Origin of the sequence: Streptomyces sp. NPDC060184, assembly GCF_042728795.1 — a bacterium.
Taxonomy (GTDB): Bacteria; Actinomycetota; Actinomycetes; order Streptomycetales; family Streptomycetaceae; genus Streptomyces.
In genome coordinates this window covers 86,191-101,136 of sequence record NZ_JBHWYX010000021.1, presented here as the reverse complement: position 1 = coordinate 101,136, position 14,946 = coordinate 86,191, and the positions used below count along the sequence as shown (strand labels likewise).

Sequence of the window (14,946 nt, the reverse complement as noted above, 5' to 3'; positions counted from 1 at the left end):
GTACGCACCGGCGGGGCCGGGATCTCCACGGAGGTCCCGGCCCCGCCGGTTTTTCCGTACCCGAACGTACTCGAACGTACCCGGACACAGCCGGACGCGACCGAACGTACCCGGACGTAACCGGACGCAGCCGGGCGGACCGGGTGCCGGGCTCACACCGGGAGGCGTTCGCCGCCCAGCTCCACCGCGGCGCACCGCCAGCGCAGATCGGAGCCCTGCTCCAGCCGGAACGCCATGGCGTGCACCCGGCCGCCGCCCGAGATGGACGCGAACGCCTCCACCACGCCGGTGGCGGGCTGCGCGCCGTAGCACCCGCGCAGTACGGGGCTGCTGCCCCAGGCGGCGCGCAGCGGGGCGCCCGGGGCGAGTTCGGCGAGCTGGTCGTAGGCCTCGCCCACGGTGTGGCCGAGCATCCAGTGGACCGGGCGGCGCCCGCTGAGCACGGCGAGCAGCCGTTCGGCGAACCAGTGGTGCGGGCGCACCGGGCCCCGCGCGGCGAGCGGACTCCGGCGCTCCGTGGCGGTGCCGGGACGGCGGGGATCGCGGCGGCCCGCGGGCCTGCCGCCTCCTGGACGGGTGGTCCCGCGCTGTTCCGCGCGGGTGCGCCGATCCGCGCCCGAGGTCCTGGTCCGGTCCGTGCTCATGTTGTCGCCCCCGTGTCGGACCGCCCGGTCGTGCCGCGCGGCAGCGTTGCGTTGCGCCTCTTCTACGGGGAGTCGCGAAGGGGCCGCAAGGGCCGCCGGGGCCCTGCCGGGCCAACGGGGCGGATCACCTATCCGGGTGAGGCGGCGGGCATCCGGCCGAGGCGCCGGGCGGACGGCCGCGCCCCCGGGGCCGTACGCCCGTGGGTGCCCGCCCCACCCCGATGGGGGACCGCCGACGTATCCTGAGGGCGTCTGTCGACTACGAAAGCGGCCAAGCCATGCGCGTGTACGTCCCCCTGACCCTCTCCGGTCTCGCCGCGGCGCACGGGGCGGGCGAACTGGGCCCCGGACCGCTGACCGCCTACGCCGTCACCCCGGGGCTGCGCGAATGGTACGTCTCCGACGACATCGAGGAGCTGGAGTACGCGGCGCTCAACCGGGCCGCCGCCGCCTCGCTCCGCCTGATCGCCGCCCTGCCCGGGGAGCCGCGCCGCCGGGTCGTCGTCGCGTTCGACGTACCGGACGGTGACGCCCTCGGCGACCCCGGCCAGGGGCCGGACGCCGCCTCCGTCGGCGAGGTCCGGATCGGCTCGGCCGTGCCGCTCGCCAAGGCGGCGGCCGTGCACGTGGACGCCGACGACGCCGAGAAGGACGTGACGGCCGCCGCCGCGGCCCTGGGCGCCGCCGACCTCGGCGACGACGACGCGCAGTTCACCGTGGACGGGGCCGAGGACCACGAGCTGCTCTGGTTCGGCGTGCAGGAGATCCCGCAGCTGCTCGGCTGAGGGGCGCTCGGCCGAGGGGCGCGCGCAGGGCCCGGAAGGGCTGGTCGGGGGCGGCCCCGGCCGGTTGTCGGACCCGCCGGGTACGGTCTTTCCCATGGCGAAGCACGGCGAGAAGCGCACCCATCTGGTCTGGGACTGGAACGGCACCCTGCTGGACGACATCCACGCGGTCCTCGGGGCCACCAACACGGCCTTCGCCGAGGTGGGGCTCGCGCCGATCACGCTGGAGCAGTACCGCGCGACGTACTGCGTCCCCGTCCCGCTCTTCTACGAGCGGCTGCTCGGCCGGATACCGAACGACGCCGAATGGCAGCGGATGGACGTCCTCTTCCACGACGCCTACACCGAGCTCCGCGCGGCCTGCCGCCTCACCGACGGGGCCGCCGAGCTGCTCGCGGGCTGGCGGCGGGACGGCCGCAGCCAGTCCCTGCTGAGCATGCACGGCCACGAGCAGCTGATACCCACCGTGCGGGCGTACGGCATCGAGCCGCACTTCGTACGCGTCGACGGGCGCACCGGGCCTTCCGGCGGCAGCAAGAAGCTCCACATGGAGCGTCACTTCGCCGCGCTCGGCACGGTCGCCCCGGAGCACGCGGTGATCATCGGGGACGCGGTCGACGACGCGGTGGCCGCCGCGCACGTCGGCGCCCGGGCGGTGCTGTACACCGGGGGCTCGCACGACCGGGCCAGCCTGGAGGAGGCGGGGGTGCCGGTGGTGGACAGCCTCGCCGAAGCGGTCGCGCTGGCGGAGTCCATGGAGGTCTGAGACGAGCGCGACCCCGGGGCGGTCCCGCCCCGGGGTGAGCCCGCACCTCAGGCCACCGGGGCCTTGGCGCGCAGCACCTTGAGGAACTCGCGCATCCACGCCGAGTGGTCGGGCCAGGCGCGCGAGGAGACCAGGGTGCCGTCGACCACCGCCTCACTGTCCTGGAAGGCGGCGCCCGCCGTCCGCATGTCCGGCTCCAGCGCCGGATAGGCGGTCACCTCGCGTCCCCCGAGGCTCCCCGTCGCGGCGGTGATCAGCGGGCCGTGGCAGATCTGCGCGACCGGCCGGGCGTCCTCGAAGAAGGCGGCGACGATCCTCTTCAGGTCGGCGTTGTTGCGGAGGTACTCCGGTGCCCGGCCGCCGGGGATCACCAGGGCGGCGTAATCGCCGGGCACGACGTCGGAGAACGCCAGGTCGGCCGGCCAGGTGTAGCCGGGCTTCTCGGTGTACGTGTCGAAGCCGGGCTCGAAGTCGTGCACCACGAAGCGCAGCGTCTTGCGCTCGGGGGCGGCCACGAAGACCTCGTACCCCTCCTCGCGCAGCCGCTGGTACGGGTAGAGGACTTCCAGCGACTCGGCCGCGTCGCCGGTGACGAGCAGGATCTTCGGTGCCATGGCGGGCCCCCAGGGTGGGTGGGTCGGCCGGGTGCGGGCGTGCGGCCCGGCCTCGTACGGCGGGGACCAGCCTGCCCCGGACGGACGGGTTCGCCAAGAGGGCGCGCCTTCGCCCGGGGAGGGCGCGTGCTCGTCGGCTCGGGGTGCGGTGAGCAGGACGAAGTGTCCAAAACGAGGGCCTTCGTTTGTACACATACGGTTCATGACGGCCACCCGTTCCGGCGAGATAGCCTTGTGCCCGTGATCAGCGCGATACGCCGCGGGGGCACGGACGCCCCCGCCCCGGTCCCGGAGTGCACCCGCACCCGGGCGATCAGTGATCGCCATCACCCCGACCCACGGCTGAATATCGCCGATTTGGTCCCGGGTATCTCTCATCGCGGCATAGCGTCGACTACGACCGGATACCCCGCGTCGTGGCGTTGTGCCGCTTTTCTCACCTACGTCACGCAATGGCGCGCGACAGGAGCCAGAGGACATGCAGACCAAGCTGGACGAAGCCAAGGCCGAGCTGCTCGCACGGGCCGCCGAGGTAGCTGACAACAGCCCGGGCGGTGGTGCCGGCGGCCCGGGGGGTACCCCCCGGGTGCGCGTCGCCGCGGCCGGCACGGACGGGGACGAGCGGTCCGGCCGGGACATGCTCCTCTCCTACCTCCAGCGCTACTACTTGCACACCGCCCCGGAGGACCTGAGCGGCCGGGACCCGGTGGACGTCTTCGGTGCCGCGTCCTCGCACTACCGGCTGGCCGAGAACCGCCCCCAGGGCACGGCCAACGTCCGGGTGCACACCCCGACCGTGGAGGAGAACGGCTGGACCTCCAGCCACTCCGTCGTCGAGGTCGTCACCGACGACATGCCGTTCCTCGTCGACTCCGTCACCAACGAGCTGTCCCGCCAGAACCGCAGCATCCACCTGGTCATCCACCCCCAGGTCCTGGTGCGCCGCGACCTCACCGGCAAGCTGCTGGAAGTCCTGACCGACGGCCCCGGCGTCCCCCGGGCCCCGCAGGGCAAGGGCCGCGAGGACTCCGGCACCGCCGGGGCGGCACTCCCGCACGACGTGCTCGTCGAGTCCTGGATCCACGTGGAGATCGACCGCGAGACGGACCGCGAGGACCTCAAGGAGATCACCGCCGACCTGCTGCGCGTCCTGTCCGACGTGCGGGAGACCGTCGAGGACTGGGACAAGATGCGCGCCGCCGCGCTGCGCATCGCGGACGGCCTCACGAGCGAGCCGACCGACGACCTCCCGGCCGAGGAGATCGAGGAGGCCGGCGAGCTGCTGCGCTGGCTCGCCGCCGACCACTTCACCTTCCTCGGCTACCGCGAGTACGAGCTGAAGAACGGCGACTCGCTCGCCGCCGTGCCCGGCACCGGCCTCGGCATCCTGCGCTCCGACCCGAAGCACCACGAGGACGAGGCGCACCCCGTCAGCCCGTCCTTCGACCGGCTCCCCGCCGACGCCCGCGCCAAGGCCCGTGAGCACAAGCTGCTCATCCTGACCAAGGCGAACAGCCGCTCCACGGTCCACCGCCCGAGCTACCTCGACTACGTCGGCGTGAAGAAGTTCGACGCCGACGGCAACGTCGTCGGCGAGCGCCGCTTCCTCGGCCTGTTCTCGTCCGCCGCCTACACCGAATCGGTGCGCCGGGTCCCGGTCGTCCGCCGCAAGGTCGCCGAGGTGCTGGAGGGCGCCGGCTTCTCGGACAACAGCCACGACGGCCGCGACCTGCTCCAGATCCTGGAGACCTACCCGCGCGACGACATGTTCCAGACGCCGACCGATCAGCTGCGCTCGATCGTCACCTCGGTGCTCTACCTCCAGGAACGCCGCCGGCTCCGCCTCTACCTGCGCCAGGACGAGTACGGCCGCTACTACTCCGCCCTCGTCTACCTGCCGCGCGACCGCTACACCACCGGCGTGCGCCTGCGGCTGATCGACATCCTGAAGGAAGAACTCGGCGGCACCAGCGTCGACTTCACCGCCTGGAACACCGAGTCGATCCTGTCCCGGCTGCACTTCGTCGTCCGGGTCGCCCCCGGCACCGAACTGCCGCACCTCACGGACGCCGACACCGAGCACATCGAGGCCCGGCTCGTCGAGGCCGCCCGCTCCTGGGCGGACGGCTTCCAGGAGGCCCTGAACGCCGAGTGCGGCGAGGAGCGCGCCGCCGAACTGCTGCGCCGCTACGCCCGCTCCTTCCCCGAGGGCTACAAGGCCGACCACTCGCCGCGCGCCGCCGTGGCCGACCTGGTCCACCTCGAACGCCTCAAGGCGGGCGAGAAGGACTTCGCGCTCAGCCTCTACGAGCCGGTCGGCGCGCTGCCCGGCGAGCGCCGCTTCAAGATCTACCGGACCGGCGAGCCCGTCTCGCTCTCCGCCGTCCTCCCGGTGCTCCAGCGCCTGGGCGTGGAGGTCGTCGACGAGCGCCCGTACGAACTGCGCTGCGCGGACCGGACGACCGGCTGGATCTACGACTTCGGGCTGCGGCTGCCCGCGGGCAACGGCGACCACCTCGCCGACGACGCCCGCGACCGCTTCCAGAACGCCTTCGCCGCCGTCTGGACCGGGGCGGCCGAGAACGACGGCTTCAACTCCCTCGTGCTCCGTGCCGGACTCGACTGGCGGCAGGCGATGGTGCTCCGCGCCTACGCGAAGTACCTGCGCCAGGCGGGCTCCACCTTCAGCCAGGACTACATGGAGGACACCCTCCGCGACAACGTCCACACCACCCGGCTGCTGGTCTCCCTCTTCGAGGCCCGGATGTCGCCCGCCCGCCAGAGCGCCGGCCGGGAACTGACCGACGGACTGCTCGAGGAGCTCGACGGCGCGCTGGACCAGGTGGCCTCGCTCGACGAGGACCGCATCCTGCGCTCCTTCCTCACCGTCATCAAGGCGACCCTGCGGACCAACTTCTTCCAGCGCGCCGAGGACGGCGAGCCGCACGCCTACGTCTCGATGAAGTTCGACCCGCAGGCCATCCCCGACCTGCCCGCCCCGCGCCCCGCCTTCGAGATCTGGGTGTACTCGCCCCGCGTCGAAGGCGTCCACCTGCGCTTCGGCAAGGTCGCCCGCGGCGGGCTGCGCTGGTCGGACCGGCGCGAGGACTTCCGCACCGAGGTCCTCGGCCTGGTCAAGGCGCAGATGGTGAAGAACACGGTCATCGTGCCGGTGGGCGCCAAGGGCGGCTTCGTCGCCAAGCAGCTCCCGGACCCGGCGCTCGACCGCGACGCCTGGCTCGCCGAGGGCATCGCCGCCTACCGCGTCTTCGTCTCGGCGCTGCTCGACATCACCGACAACCTGGTGGCCGGCGAGACCGTGCCCCCCGTCGGCGTGGTCCGCCACGACGAGGACGACACCTACCTCGTCGTCGCCGCCGACAAGGGCACCGCGAGCTTCTCCGACATCGCCAACGAGGTCGCCGTCGCGTACAACTTCTGGCTCGGCGACGCGTTCGCCTCCGGCGGCTCCGCCGGGTACGACCACAAGGGCATGGGCATCACCGCCCGCGGCGCCTGGGAGTCCGTCAAGCGGCACTTCCGCGCGCTGGGCCACGACACGCAGACCGAGGACTTCACCGTCGTCGGCGTCGGCGACATGTCCGGCGACGTGTTCGGCAACGGCATGCTGCTCTCCGAGCACATCCGCCTGGTCGCCGCCTTCGACCACCGGCACATCTTCCTCGACCCGACCCCGGACGCCGCCGTCTCCTTCGCCGAGCGGCGCCGGATCTTCGAACTGCCCCGCAGCTCCTGGGCCGACTACGACACCAAGCTGCTCTCGGCGGGCGGTGGCGTCCACCCCCGCACCGCGAAGTCGATCCCGGTCAACGCGCACGTCCGCGAGGCCCTCGGCATCGAGGCGGGCGTCACCAAGATGACCCCCGCCGACCTGATGAAGGCCATCCTGCGGGCGCCGGTCGACCTCCTGTGGAACGGCGGCATCGGCACCTACATCAAGTCCTCCGCCGAGACCGACGCCGACGTCGGCGACAAGGCCAACGACGCGATCCGGGTCAACGGCCAGGACCTGCGGGCCAAGGTCGTCGGCGAGGGCGGCAACCTCGGCGCCACCCAGCTCGGCCGCATCGAGTTCGCCCGGGCCGGCGGCGAGATCAACACCGACGCGATCGACAACAGCGCCGGTGTGGACACCTCCGACCACGAGGTGAACATCAAGATCCTGCTCAACGGGCTGGTCCGGGACGGCGACATGACCGTCAAGCAGCGCAACCAGCTGCTCGCGGAGATGACCGACGAGGTCGGCGCGCTCGTGCTGCGCAACAACTACGCGCAGAACGTCGCGCTCACCAACGCCACCGCCCAGGCCGCCGACCTGCTCCACGCCCACCAGCGCTCGATGCGCCGGCTGGAGTCCTCGGGCGGGCTCGACCGCGGGCTGGAGTTCCTCCCCGCCGACCGGCAGATCCGCGAACTCCTCGCCGCGGGCAAGGGCCTGAGCCAGCCGGAACTCGCCGTGCTGCTCGCCTACACCAAGATCACCGCCGCCGACGAGCTGATCCGCACCAGCCTCCCCGACGACCCGCACCTCCAGCGCCTGGCGCACGCCTACTTCCCGAAGCAGCTGCGCGAACGCTTCCCCGAGGCGATCGACGGCCACGCGCTGCGCCGCGAGATCATCACCACGGTGCTGGTCAACGACACGGTCAACACCGGCGGTTCGACGTTCCTGCACCGGTTCCGCGAGGAGACCGGGGCCTCGGTGGAGGAGATCGTGCGGGCGCAGGCCGCGGCCCGCGAGATCTTCGGCCTGAACCAGGTCTGGGACGCCGTGGAGGCGCTCGACAACCAGGTCGGTGCCGGGGTGCAGACGCGCATCCGGTTGCACTCCCGCCGCCTGGTGGAGCGCGGCACCCGCTGGCTGCTGGGCAACCGCCCGCAGCCGGTGGACATCGAGGCCACCGTCGCCTTCTTCAAGGAGCGGGTCGCCGAGGTCTGGGCCGCGATGCCCGAGCTGCTGCGGGGCACCGACCAGGAGTGGTACCGGCAGATCCTGGACGAGCTGACCTCGGCGGACGTGCCCGAGCAGCTGGCGCAGCGCGTCGCCGGGTTCTCCTCGGCGTTCCCCGCGCTCGACATCGTGGCCATCGCGGACCGTACGGGCAAGGACCCGCTGGCCGTCGCCGAGGTCTACTACGACCTCGCGGACCGGCTGCGGATCACCGCGCTGATGGACCGGATCATCGAGCTGCCGCGTGCCGACCGCTGGCAGTCCATGGCCCGCGCCTCCATCCGTGAGGACCTGTACGCGGCCCACGCGGCGCTCACCGCCGACGTGCTGGCCGTGGGGGCACAGGGCGCGTCGCCGGAGGAGCGGTTCAAGGCGTGGGAGGAGAAGAACGCGGCGATCCTCTCCCGGTCGCGTTCCACCCTGGAGGAGATCCAGAGCTCCGACGCCTTCGACCTGGCGAACCTGTCGGTCGCGATGCGGACCATGCGGACGCTGCTGCGGACGCACGGCTGACCGCGGTGACGCGGTGACGCGGTGACATGAGAGAAGGGGGCTCCGGGCCGTCAAGCCCGGAGCCCCCTTCCTTCCGTCCGCCAGCCCGCGGGACGGCTCTACTTCTTCGTGAACCGCTCGTACGCGGCGACGACGTCCTTCGCCGGGCCGTCCATCCGCAGGACGCCCGCTTCCAGCCAGATCGCCCGGTCGCAGGTCTCCAGGATCGACCTGTTGCTGTGGCTGACCAGGAAGACCGTGCCGGCCTCCTGGCGGAGCTCCTTGATCCGGTCCTTGCTCCGGTTCTGGAACTTGGCGTCGCCGGTGGAGAGCGCCTCGTCGATCAGGAGCACGTCGTGGCTCTTGGCCGCCGCGATGGAGAACCGCAGCCGGGCGCCCATGCCGGAGGAGTACGTCCGCATCGGCAGCGTGATGAAGTCGCCCTTCTCGTTGATGCCGGAGAAGGAGACGATGTCGTCGTACCGCTCGCGGATCTCCTGGCGGGACATGCCCATCGCCAGCCCGCCCAGCACGACGTTCCGCTCACCGGTCAGGTCGCTCATCAGCGCCGCGTTCACCCCGAGCAGCGAGGGCTGGCCCTGGGTGTGGACCTTGCCCTTCGTCGCCGGGAGCAGTCCGGCGATGGCCTTGAGCAGGGTGGACTTGCCGGAGCCGTTCGAGCCGATGAGGCCGATCGCCTCGCCCTTGTAGGCGGCGAAGCTGACGCCCTTCACGGCGTGCACCTCGCGCACGCCCGGGCTCTCGCGGCGGGTGACGATCCGGCTGAGCGCGGAGGTCGCGCTGCCCCGGCCGCCCTTGGTGCCGTTGACCTTGTAGGTGATGTGCACGTCGTCGACGACGACGGTGGGCTCCCGCTCCTCGGTCGTGTCAGCCACGTCCGTACCTCTCTTCGGCCTTCCAGAAGAACACGAAGCCGCCGAGGCCGCAGACGAGTGCCCACGCGGCGGCCACCGCCCACACGTGCGGGGGCAGTTGGTCGGCGGTGAAGCTCTCGATCAGGGCGAACCGCATCAGGTCGATGTAGACGGCGGCCGGGTTGCAGTCGAGCGCGACGATGACCCAGTGCGGGACGCGGTCCTCGGTGAGCAGGGAGTCCAGGCTCCACATCACGCCGGACGCGTACATCCAGGTGCGCAGCAGGAACGGCATCAGCTGGGCGATGTCCGGGGTCTTCGCGGTGAGCCGCGCCACGAACATCGAGACGCCGGTGTTGAAGAGCGCCTGGAGGACGAGCGCGGGGATCGCGAGCAGCCAGCTGGGGCTGGGGAACTCCCCGAAGACCAGCAGGATCAGGACGAGCGCACCGAGCGAGAACAGCAGTTGCTGGAGCTGCTGGAGGGCGAGCGCGATCGGCAGTGAGGCGCGCGGGAAGTGCAGGGCCCGCACCAGCCCGATGTTGCCGCTGATCGCGCGGGTGCCGGCGGTGATCGAGCTGGAGGTGAACGTCCAGATGAAGACACCCGTGACGAGGAACGGCACGAAGTCGGCGACCCCGCGCTTGGTGTTCATCAGGATGCCGAAGATGAAGTAGTACACCGTCGCGTTGAGCAGCGGCGTCATGATCTGCCAGATCTGCCCGAGCTTCGCCTGGCTGTACTGCGCGGTCAGCTTGGCGGTGGCGAACGCCACGATGAAGTGCCTGCGCCCCCAGAGCTGGGCGACGTACGACGCGAGGGAGGGGCGGGCGCCGCTGACGGTGAGGCCGTGGCGGGCGGCGAGCGCCGCCAGCTCGCCCGGGGCGTAGACCGGGGCGAGTGCGGCGGGATCGGTTTCGGCCGGCCCTGGGGTCGGCGGAGCTGCTGTCTGGCTCACCACGATCGCTTTCGACGGAGGCTGGGAACAGCGCGGAAGGCTGGAGTAGAGCAGGCGCTGAGGCGGGGGAAACAGGCGTTGAACTGCGGGGGAATCGCGAGCGAACGACGGGACGGGACCGTTTCGTCGCCACGCTGAGCGTAAATCGTATGGGCGTCGGGACGCAACCGTTTCGTCGTTACGGATATCCTTTGGAGCATGAGCACCGAACCCGGACCCCGGCGCCGCACCCCGGCGGGCGCCGCCGTGCTGCGCGAGGACGTGACCGACGCGATCCGCGGGGCCGTCTTCGAGGAGCTGGCCGCGGTGGGCTTCGCCCGGATGTCGATGGAGGGCATCGCGCGCCGCGCGGGCGTCGGCAAGACCGCCGTCTACCGGCGCTGGAAGTCCAAACTGCAGCTGGTGCTCGACCTGGTGTCGGCCGTCGCCGAACAAGGCATGCCGATCCCCGACACCGGCTCGCTCCACGGGGACGTACGGGCGGTCCTCCAGCTCGCCTCGTACGCGCTCCGCCACCCCGTCGCCTCCCAGGTGATCCCGGACCTGCTCGTCGAGGCGGCCCGGAACCCGGAGATCGCCGACACGATCAAGGCGGCCCTCCTCGACCCGCAGCAGGGCGTCGCGGCCGTCGTCGTCCGGGCGGCGGTGGCCCGGGGCGAGCTGCCGGAGGGCAGCGACCCCGACCGCGCGCTGGACCTGATCGTCGGGCCCCTGTACTGGCGGCTCGTGGTGGTCCGGGGCGGCCTGCCCAAGGGGTACCTGGACGACCTCGCCGCCTCCACGGTCGCCGCCCTCAAGCACCCGGGGGCGTAGGTACGAGGACCCGGGCGCGCGGAGGTGCGCCCGGGTCCTCGTCCAGTCGTGTCAGAGGGGGAACCACTCCGACAGGCGTTCGGCGACGACCGGTACGTCGAGGTGGTCCCGCGCGGGACGGGCCACCGCGCAGGGGAGGCCGCTCACTTCACCGCCCCCGCCATCACCCCCGAGACGAACTGCCGCTGGAAGGCGAAGAACACCGCCAGCGGGATCACCATCGAGACGAACGCCCCCGGTGCCAGTACGTCGATGTTGTTGCCGAACTGGCGTACCTGCTGCTGGAGCGCCACGGTGATCGGCGGGGAGCCGGAGTCCGCGAAGATCAACGCGACCAGCATGTCGTTCCAGACCCAGAGGAACTGGAAGATGCCGAGCGAGGCGATGGCGGGTCCGCCGAGCGGCATCACGACCCGGGTGAAGAGCCGGATCTCACCCGCCCCGTCGAGCCGGGCGGCCTCCAGGAGCTCGCGGGGGATCTCCGCGAAGAAGTTCCGCAGCAGGAAGATCGCGAACGGCAGGCCGAAGGCCGTGTGGAAGAGGACCACGCCGAGGGTGGTCTCGAAGATCCCGAGGGTGCCGAAGAGCTTGGAGACCGGGATCAGGGCGACCTGGACCGGCACCACCAGCAGCCCCACGACCAGCAGGAACCACCAGTCGCGGCCGGGGAAGTCCATCCAGGCGAAGGCGTAGCCGGCGAACGAGCCGATCACCACCACCAGGACCGTGGACGGCACGGTGATCATCACGGTGGAGAGCAGCGAGCCGGTGATCGCCGAGTCGGAGAGCAGGTGCTGGTAGTTGTCGAGGGTCAGTTGGGAGGGGGCGGTGAAGACCTGCCACCAGCCGCTCGCCGCGATGTCCTTGCCGTCCCGCAGCGAGGAGAGCAGCAGCCCGATCGTCGGCATCAGCCAGAACAGGGCGACCAGGACGAGGAAGACCCGCATCACCCCGCCGCCGGCCCGTGCGGCGATCCGCGCCCCGAGCGACGGGGCGGCCTTCGCCGGTCCGGCCGGCGTCCGCGCCGCGCTGGTCGGTGCCGTGGTCGTCATCGGCGCCCCTCCTTGCGTATCCGCCGGATGTTGAAGGCCATCACCGGGATCACCAGCAGCAGCAGGAGGACGGCGATGGCGCTGCCGACGCCCAGGTCCGCGTCCGTCCCGAAGGAGGAGCGGTACAGCTGGAGGGCGAGGACGTTCGCGTCGTCCTGGGAGGAGCCCGGCGCGATGATGAAGATCAGGTCGAAGACCTTCAGTACGTTGATCATGAGCGTGACCAGCACCACCGCGAGGACCGGTGCCAGCATCGGCACGGTGATCCGGCGGAAGACCTGCCACTCGTTCGCCCCGTCGACCCGCGCCGCCTCCAGGAGCTCGCGGGGGAGTCCGGCGAGGCCCGCCGCGATCAGCACCATCGCGAAGCCCGCCCACATCCAGACGTAACTGCCGATGATCCCGGGGGTGACCAGGTCCGGGCCGAGCCAGGAGACCCCGTTGTACGGCTCGCGGAAGTTGTCGGCCGGCAGCCGGAGCACCGCGCCGTCGGCGGCGGCGGGCAGCGAGAAGGTCCCGTCGGCCCCGGCCGTGGCGGTGGCCACGACCTTGCCGTCCTTCACCGCCTCCACCTCGATGCCCTTGAGGCCGAGTTCCTTCGCGTCGACCGTGTTGGGCTTCCCGCCGCCGCCCTTGGTGAAGTCCAGCCAGGCGGTGCCGGTGATCCGGTCGCCGTCCGGCGCCGGGGTGCGCGCGGGCTGCGCGTCGCGCGGCATCTTCTCCGGTACGACCCCGACCAGCGGCAGCAGCACCGGGACGCCCGCGCGTACCGTCGCCTTCGTGACGAACGACCCGCCGCCGCCCGCCTTCAGCGGGTGCACCGGCAGCGGATGGGCCTTCGGGAACCCGGCGGACTTCGCGAAGGTGTCGTGCACGCCCACCCAGACGGCGTTGGCGACCCCGCGCTCCGGCGCCTCGTCGTAGACCAGCCGGAAGATGATCCCGGCGGCCAGCATGGAGATCGCCATCGGCATGAAGACGACCAGCTTGAACGCCGTGCCCCAGCGGACGCGTTCGGTCAGCACCGCGAAGATCAGGCCGAGCGCGGTGGAGACGGTGGGTGCGAGGACCACCCAGATCAGGTTGTTCTTGACCGCCGTACGGATCGAGTCGTCCGTGAACAGCGTCCGGTAGTTGTCGAACCCGGCGAAGCCGGTGCCCGGCTGGTCGAGGAACGAGCGGTACACGGAGTAGGCGATGGGATAGACCACCAGCGCACCCAGCAGCACCAGCGCGGGCAGCAGGAACGCCACCGCGACGGCGCCGCGGGTGCCGGTGACGCCTCGGCCGGACCGCCGGGAGGGGCGGCCGGTACGGGTGGGGACGGGGGGACCCGGGTGGGCGGGGGGCACCGCACCGGCGCCCCCCGTCGTCGCTGTCGTCACCGCGTCAGCTCGTGTACGCCTCGGCGGCGGCGGACTCCAGCGCCCGCTGGGTCCCCGCGATGTCCTTCGGGTTCTTCAGGAAGTCCTGGAGGATCTTCCACTCGCCCTTGCCGGGCGTACCGCCGAAGGACTGCGGCGCCTGGTCCGACATGTCGAACCGGACGTCGTCCCCGGCCGCGATCAGCGCCTTCGCCATGGTGCGCTGCACCTCGTTCGGGTACACGGCCGGGTCCAGGGACTTGTTGGGCGAGAGGAACCCGCCCGCCCCGGCCGAGATCCTCGCCGCGTCCGTGGACGCCAGGAAGGTCAGCAGCGCCTGGGCCCCCTTGGAGTCCTTCAGCGCCACCGCCGCGTCCCCGCCGGTCACCACCGGGGAGTTCGCGCCGACCGCCGGGAACGGGAAGACCTTGGCGTCCGTACCGATCTTCGCGTCGGTCTCCGCGATGTTCACGGCGACGAAGTCGCCCTCGTAGACCATCGCGGCCTTCGGCTGGTCCCCGCCGGTGAAGGTCTGCGTCACCGACGCCGGGAACTCGGTCTGCAGCGCCCCGGACGCGCCGCCCGCGATCAGCTCCGGCTTGCCGAAGAGCTGGGCGAGGGTGGTGAGCGCGTCCTTCACGGACGGGTCCGTCCACTTGATCCCGTGCTTCGCCAGCTGGTCGTACTTCTCCGGGCCCGCCTGGGAGAGGTAGACGTTCTCGAACCAGTCGGTGAGGGTCCACCCGTCGGCGCCTCCCACCGACACCGGGGTGATCCCGGAGGCCGACACCGTCTCGGCGGTGGTGAGGAAGTCCTTCCAGGTCTTCGGCTCGGCCGCGCCCGCGTTCTCGAACGCCTTGGCGTTGTACCAGACCAGCGACTTGTTGGCGGCCTTGTAGTAGACGCCGTACTGGGTGCCGTCCACGGCGCCGAGGTCCTGCCAGACCTGCGCGTAGTTCTGGCCGAGCTGGGCCCGTGCCTCGTTGCCGACGGGCTTGGCCCACTTCTTCGCCACGGCCTGCCGGATCGCACCCACCTGCGGGATCATCGCCACGTCCGGCGGCTGACCGCCCGCGATCTTCGTACCGAGGAAGTTGACGATCGGGTCCTGCGCGGGGACGAAGGTGACCTTCGCTCCCGTCCGCTTCTCGAACTCTTCGAGGACCTTGAGGAAGTTCTGCTGCTCCGGGCCCGTCCACACGGCGGCCACGGAGAGCTGCTCACCGTCCAGACGGGGTAACGAGACGGTCGTCGTGGGCGATTCGCTCGCGCCCGCCGTGGCGCCCCCGGTGTCCTTGCCGTCCTTGCCGTCGTCCGAACCGCCCGAGCAGCCGGTCAGCGCCAGCGCGCCCACCGCGGCGAACACCGCTGCCGCCCGGCCCACTTGTCGGGTTCTGTGCATGACCTCCCCGTTTCCCGGCGACGCGCGTCCGCTCGCCGCTGTGCGAGCACCGCGCCGTCCGTGGGCACAGTCCTACGCCGGGGCGCGGAGGGCCCGCAATACCGCCGTGGGGGCCGGGCGGACGATCGTGACCCGCTCGTGACGTCGTTTCAGGAGGAAACGCGCACCCGGCGGACAGAGGTCAGGAGGACAGCTCCGTCCGCCGGAGG

At 71.6% G+C, this 14,946-nt stretch carries 11 protein-coding genes; 4 read left to right on the top strand and 7 right to left on the bottom strand.

From position 1 onward, the window contains the following. Positions 1-152: 152 nt before the first annotated feature. Positions 153-644, bottom strand: a complete 492-nt coding sequence (locus ACFWEE_RS16525) for an Rv3235 family protein (RefSeq protein ID WP_386889724.1) — start codon at positions 642-644, stop codon at positions 153-155. 278 nt (positions 645-922) lie between these two features. Between ACFWEE_RS16525 and ACFWEE_RS16520 the strand changes: the two genes are divergently transcribed. Both ACFWEE_RS16520 and ACFWEE_RS16515 read left to right on the top strand, forming a co-directional pair. Further along, complete coding sequence (locus ACFWEE_RS16520) at positions 923-1,429, top strand: DUF6912 family protein (RefSeq protein WP_386889722.1); 507 nt, start codon at positions 923-925, stop codon at positions 1,427-1,429. A 94-nt stretch (positions 1,430-1,523) separates the two neighbouring features. Then, on the top strand, positions 1,524-2,195 hold the full coding sequence (locus ACFWEE_RS16515) for an HAD family hydrolase (RefSeq protein ID WP_386889720.1): 672 nt from the start codon (positions 1,524-1,526) through the stop codon (positions 2,193-2,195). Between the two features lie 47 nt (positions 2,196-2,242). On the opposite strand, the gene ACFWEE_RS16510 is transcribed toward ACFWEE_RS16515, so the two are convergent. Beyond that, complete coding sequence (locus tag ACFWEE_RS16510) at positions 2,243-2,809, bottom strand: DJ-1/PfpI family protein (protein ID WP_386889718.1); 567 nt, start codon at positions 2,807-2,809, stop codon at positions 2,243-2,245. A 478-nt stretch (positions 2,810-3,287) separates the two neighbouring features. Between ACFWEE_RS16510 and ACFWEE_RS16505 the strand changes: the two genes are divergently transcribed. Continuing rightward, complete coding sequence (locus ACFWEE_RS16505; RefSeq protein ID WP_386889716.1) at positions 3,288-8,294, top strand: NAD-glutamate dehydrogenase; 5,007 nt, start codon at positions 3,288-3,290, stop codon at positions 8,292-8,294. Positions 8,295-8,392: 98 nt separating this feature from the next. Here ACFWEE_RS16505 and ACFWEE_RS16500 read toward each other — a convergent pair whose 3' ends face one another. Together ACFWEE_RS16500 and ACFWEE_RS16495 are read right to left on the bottom strand one after the other, a co-directional pair. Next, positions 8,393-9,169 (bottom strand): ABC transporter ATP-binding protein, encoded by a 777-nt coding sequence (locus ACFWEE_RS16500; protein ID WP_386889714.1) that lies wholly within the window; start codon positions 9,167-9,169, stop codon positions 8,393-8,395. After that, the gene (locus tag ACFWEE_RS16495) at positions 9,162-10,109 is read right to left on the bottom strand and encodes an ABC transporter permease (protein ID WP_386889713.1); all 948 of its coding nucleotides are present in this window, start codon (positions 10,107-10,109) and stop codon (positions 9,162-9,164) included. The genes ACFWEE_RS16500 and ACFWEE_RS16495 overlap by 8 nt, the downstream gene beginning before the upstream one ends. Positions 10,110-10,304: 195 nt before the next feature. On the opposite strand from ACFWEE_RS16495, the gene ACFWEE_RS16490 reads away from it, so the two are divergent. Beyond that, positions 10,305-10,919 carry a TetR/AcrR family transcriptional regulator gene (locus tag ACFWEE_RS16490; protein ID WP_386889712.1) on the top strand — a complete coding sequence of 205 codons (615 nt, stop codon included), beginning with the start codon at positions 10,305-10,307 and terminating at the stop codon, positions 10,917-10,919. Between the two features lie 143 nt (positions 10,920-11,062). Here the strand turns inward: ACFWEE_RS16490 and ACFWEE_RS16485 are convergent, their stop codons facing one another. The 3 genes from ACFWEE_RS16485 to ACFWEE_RS16475 are packed head-to-tail and all read right to left on the bottom strand — an operon-like array spanning position 11,063 to position 14,737. Then, on the bottom strand, positions 11,063-11,971 hold the full coding sequence (locus ACFWEE_RS16485; RefSeq protein ID WP_386889710.1) for a carbohydrate ABC transporter permease: 909 nt from the start codon (positions 11,969-11,971) through the stop codon (positions 11,063-11,065). Further along, entirely contained in the window at positions 11,968-13,356 is a 1,389-nt protein-coding gene (locus tag ACFWEE_RS16480) for a carbohydrate ABC transporter permease (protein ID WP_386889708.1), read from the bottom strand. Before ACFWEE_RS16480 ends, ACFWEE_RS16485 begins: the two co-directional genes overlap by 4 nt. A gap of 4 nt (positions 13,357-13,360) precedes the next feature. Beyond that, positions 13,361-14,737: an ABC transporter substrate-binding protein gene (locus tag ACFWEE_RS16475; protein ID WP_386889706.1), complete on the bottom strand. Its 1,377-nt coding sequence runs from the start codon at positions 14,735-14,737 to the stop codon at positions 13,361-13,363. Between the last annotated feature and the right edge of the window lie 209 nt (positions 14,738-14,946).

Coding starts and splice junctions, on each gene's coding strand:
- ACFWEE_RS16485 (WP_386889710.1), bottom strand. CDS start 11,971: ATGACGACCACGGCACCGACCAGCGCGGCGCGGACGCCGGCCGGACCG.
- ACFWEE_RS16515 (WP_386889720.1), top strand. CDS start 1,524: ATGGCGAAGCACGGCGAGAAGCGCACCCATCTGGTCTGGGACTGGAAC.
- ACFWEE_RS16490 (WP_386889712.1), top strand. CDS start 10,305: ATGAGCACCGAACCCGGACCCCGGCGCCGCACCCCGGCGGGCGCCGCC.
- ACFWEE_RS16520 (WP_386889722.1), top strand. CDS start 923: ATGCGCGTGTACGTCCCCCTGACCCTCTCCGGTCTCGCCGCGGCGCAC.
- ACFWEE_RS16475 (WP_386889706.1), bottom strand. CDS start 14,737: ATGCACAGAACCCGACAAGTGGGCCGGGCGGCAGCGGTGTTCGCCGCG.
- ACFWEE_RS16505 (WP_386889716.1), top strand. CDS start 3,288: ATGCAGACCAAGCTGGACGAAGCCAAGGCCGAGCTGCTCGCACGGGCC.
- ACFWEE_RS16525 (WP_386889724.1), bottom strand. CDS start 644: ATGAGCACGGACCGGACCAGGACCTCGGGCGCGGATCGGCGCACCCGC.
- ACFWEE_RS16510 (WP_386889718.1), bottom strand. CDS start 2,809: ATGGCACCGAAGATCCTGCTCGTCACCGGCGACGCGGCCGAGTCGCTG.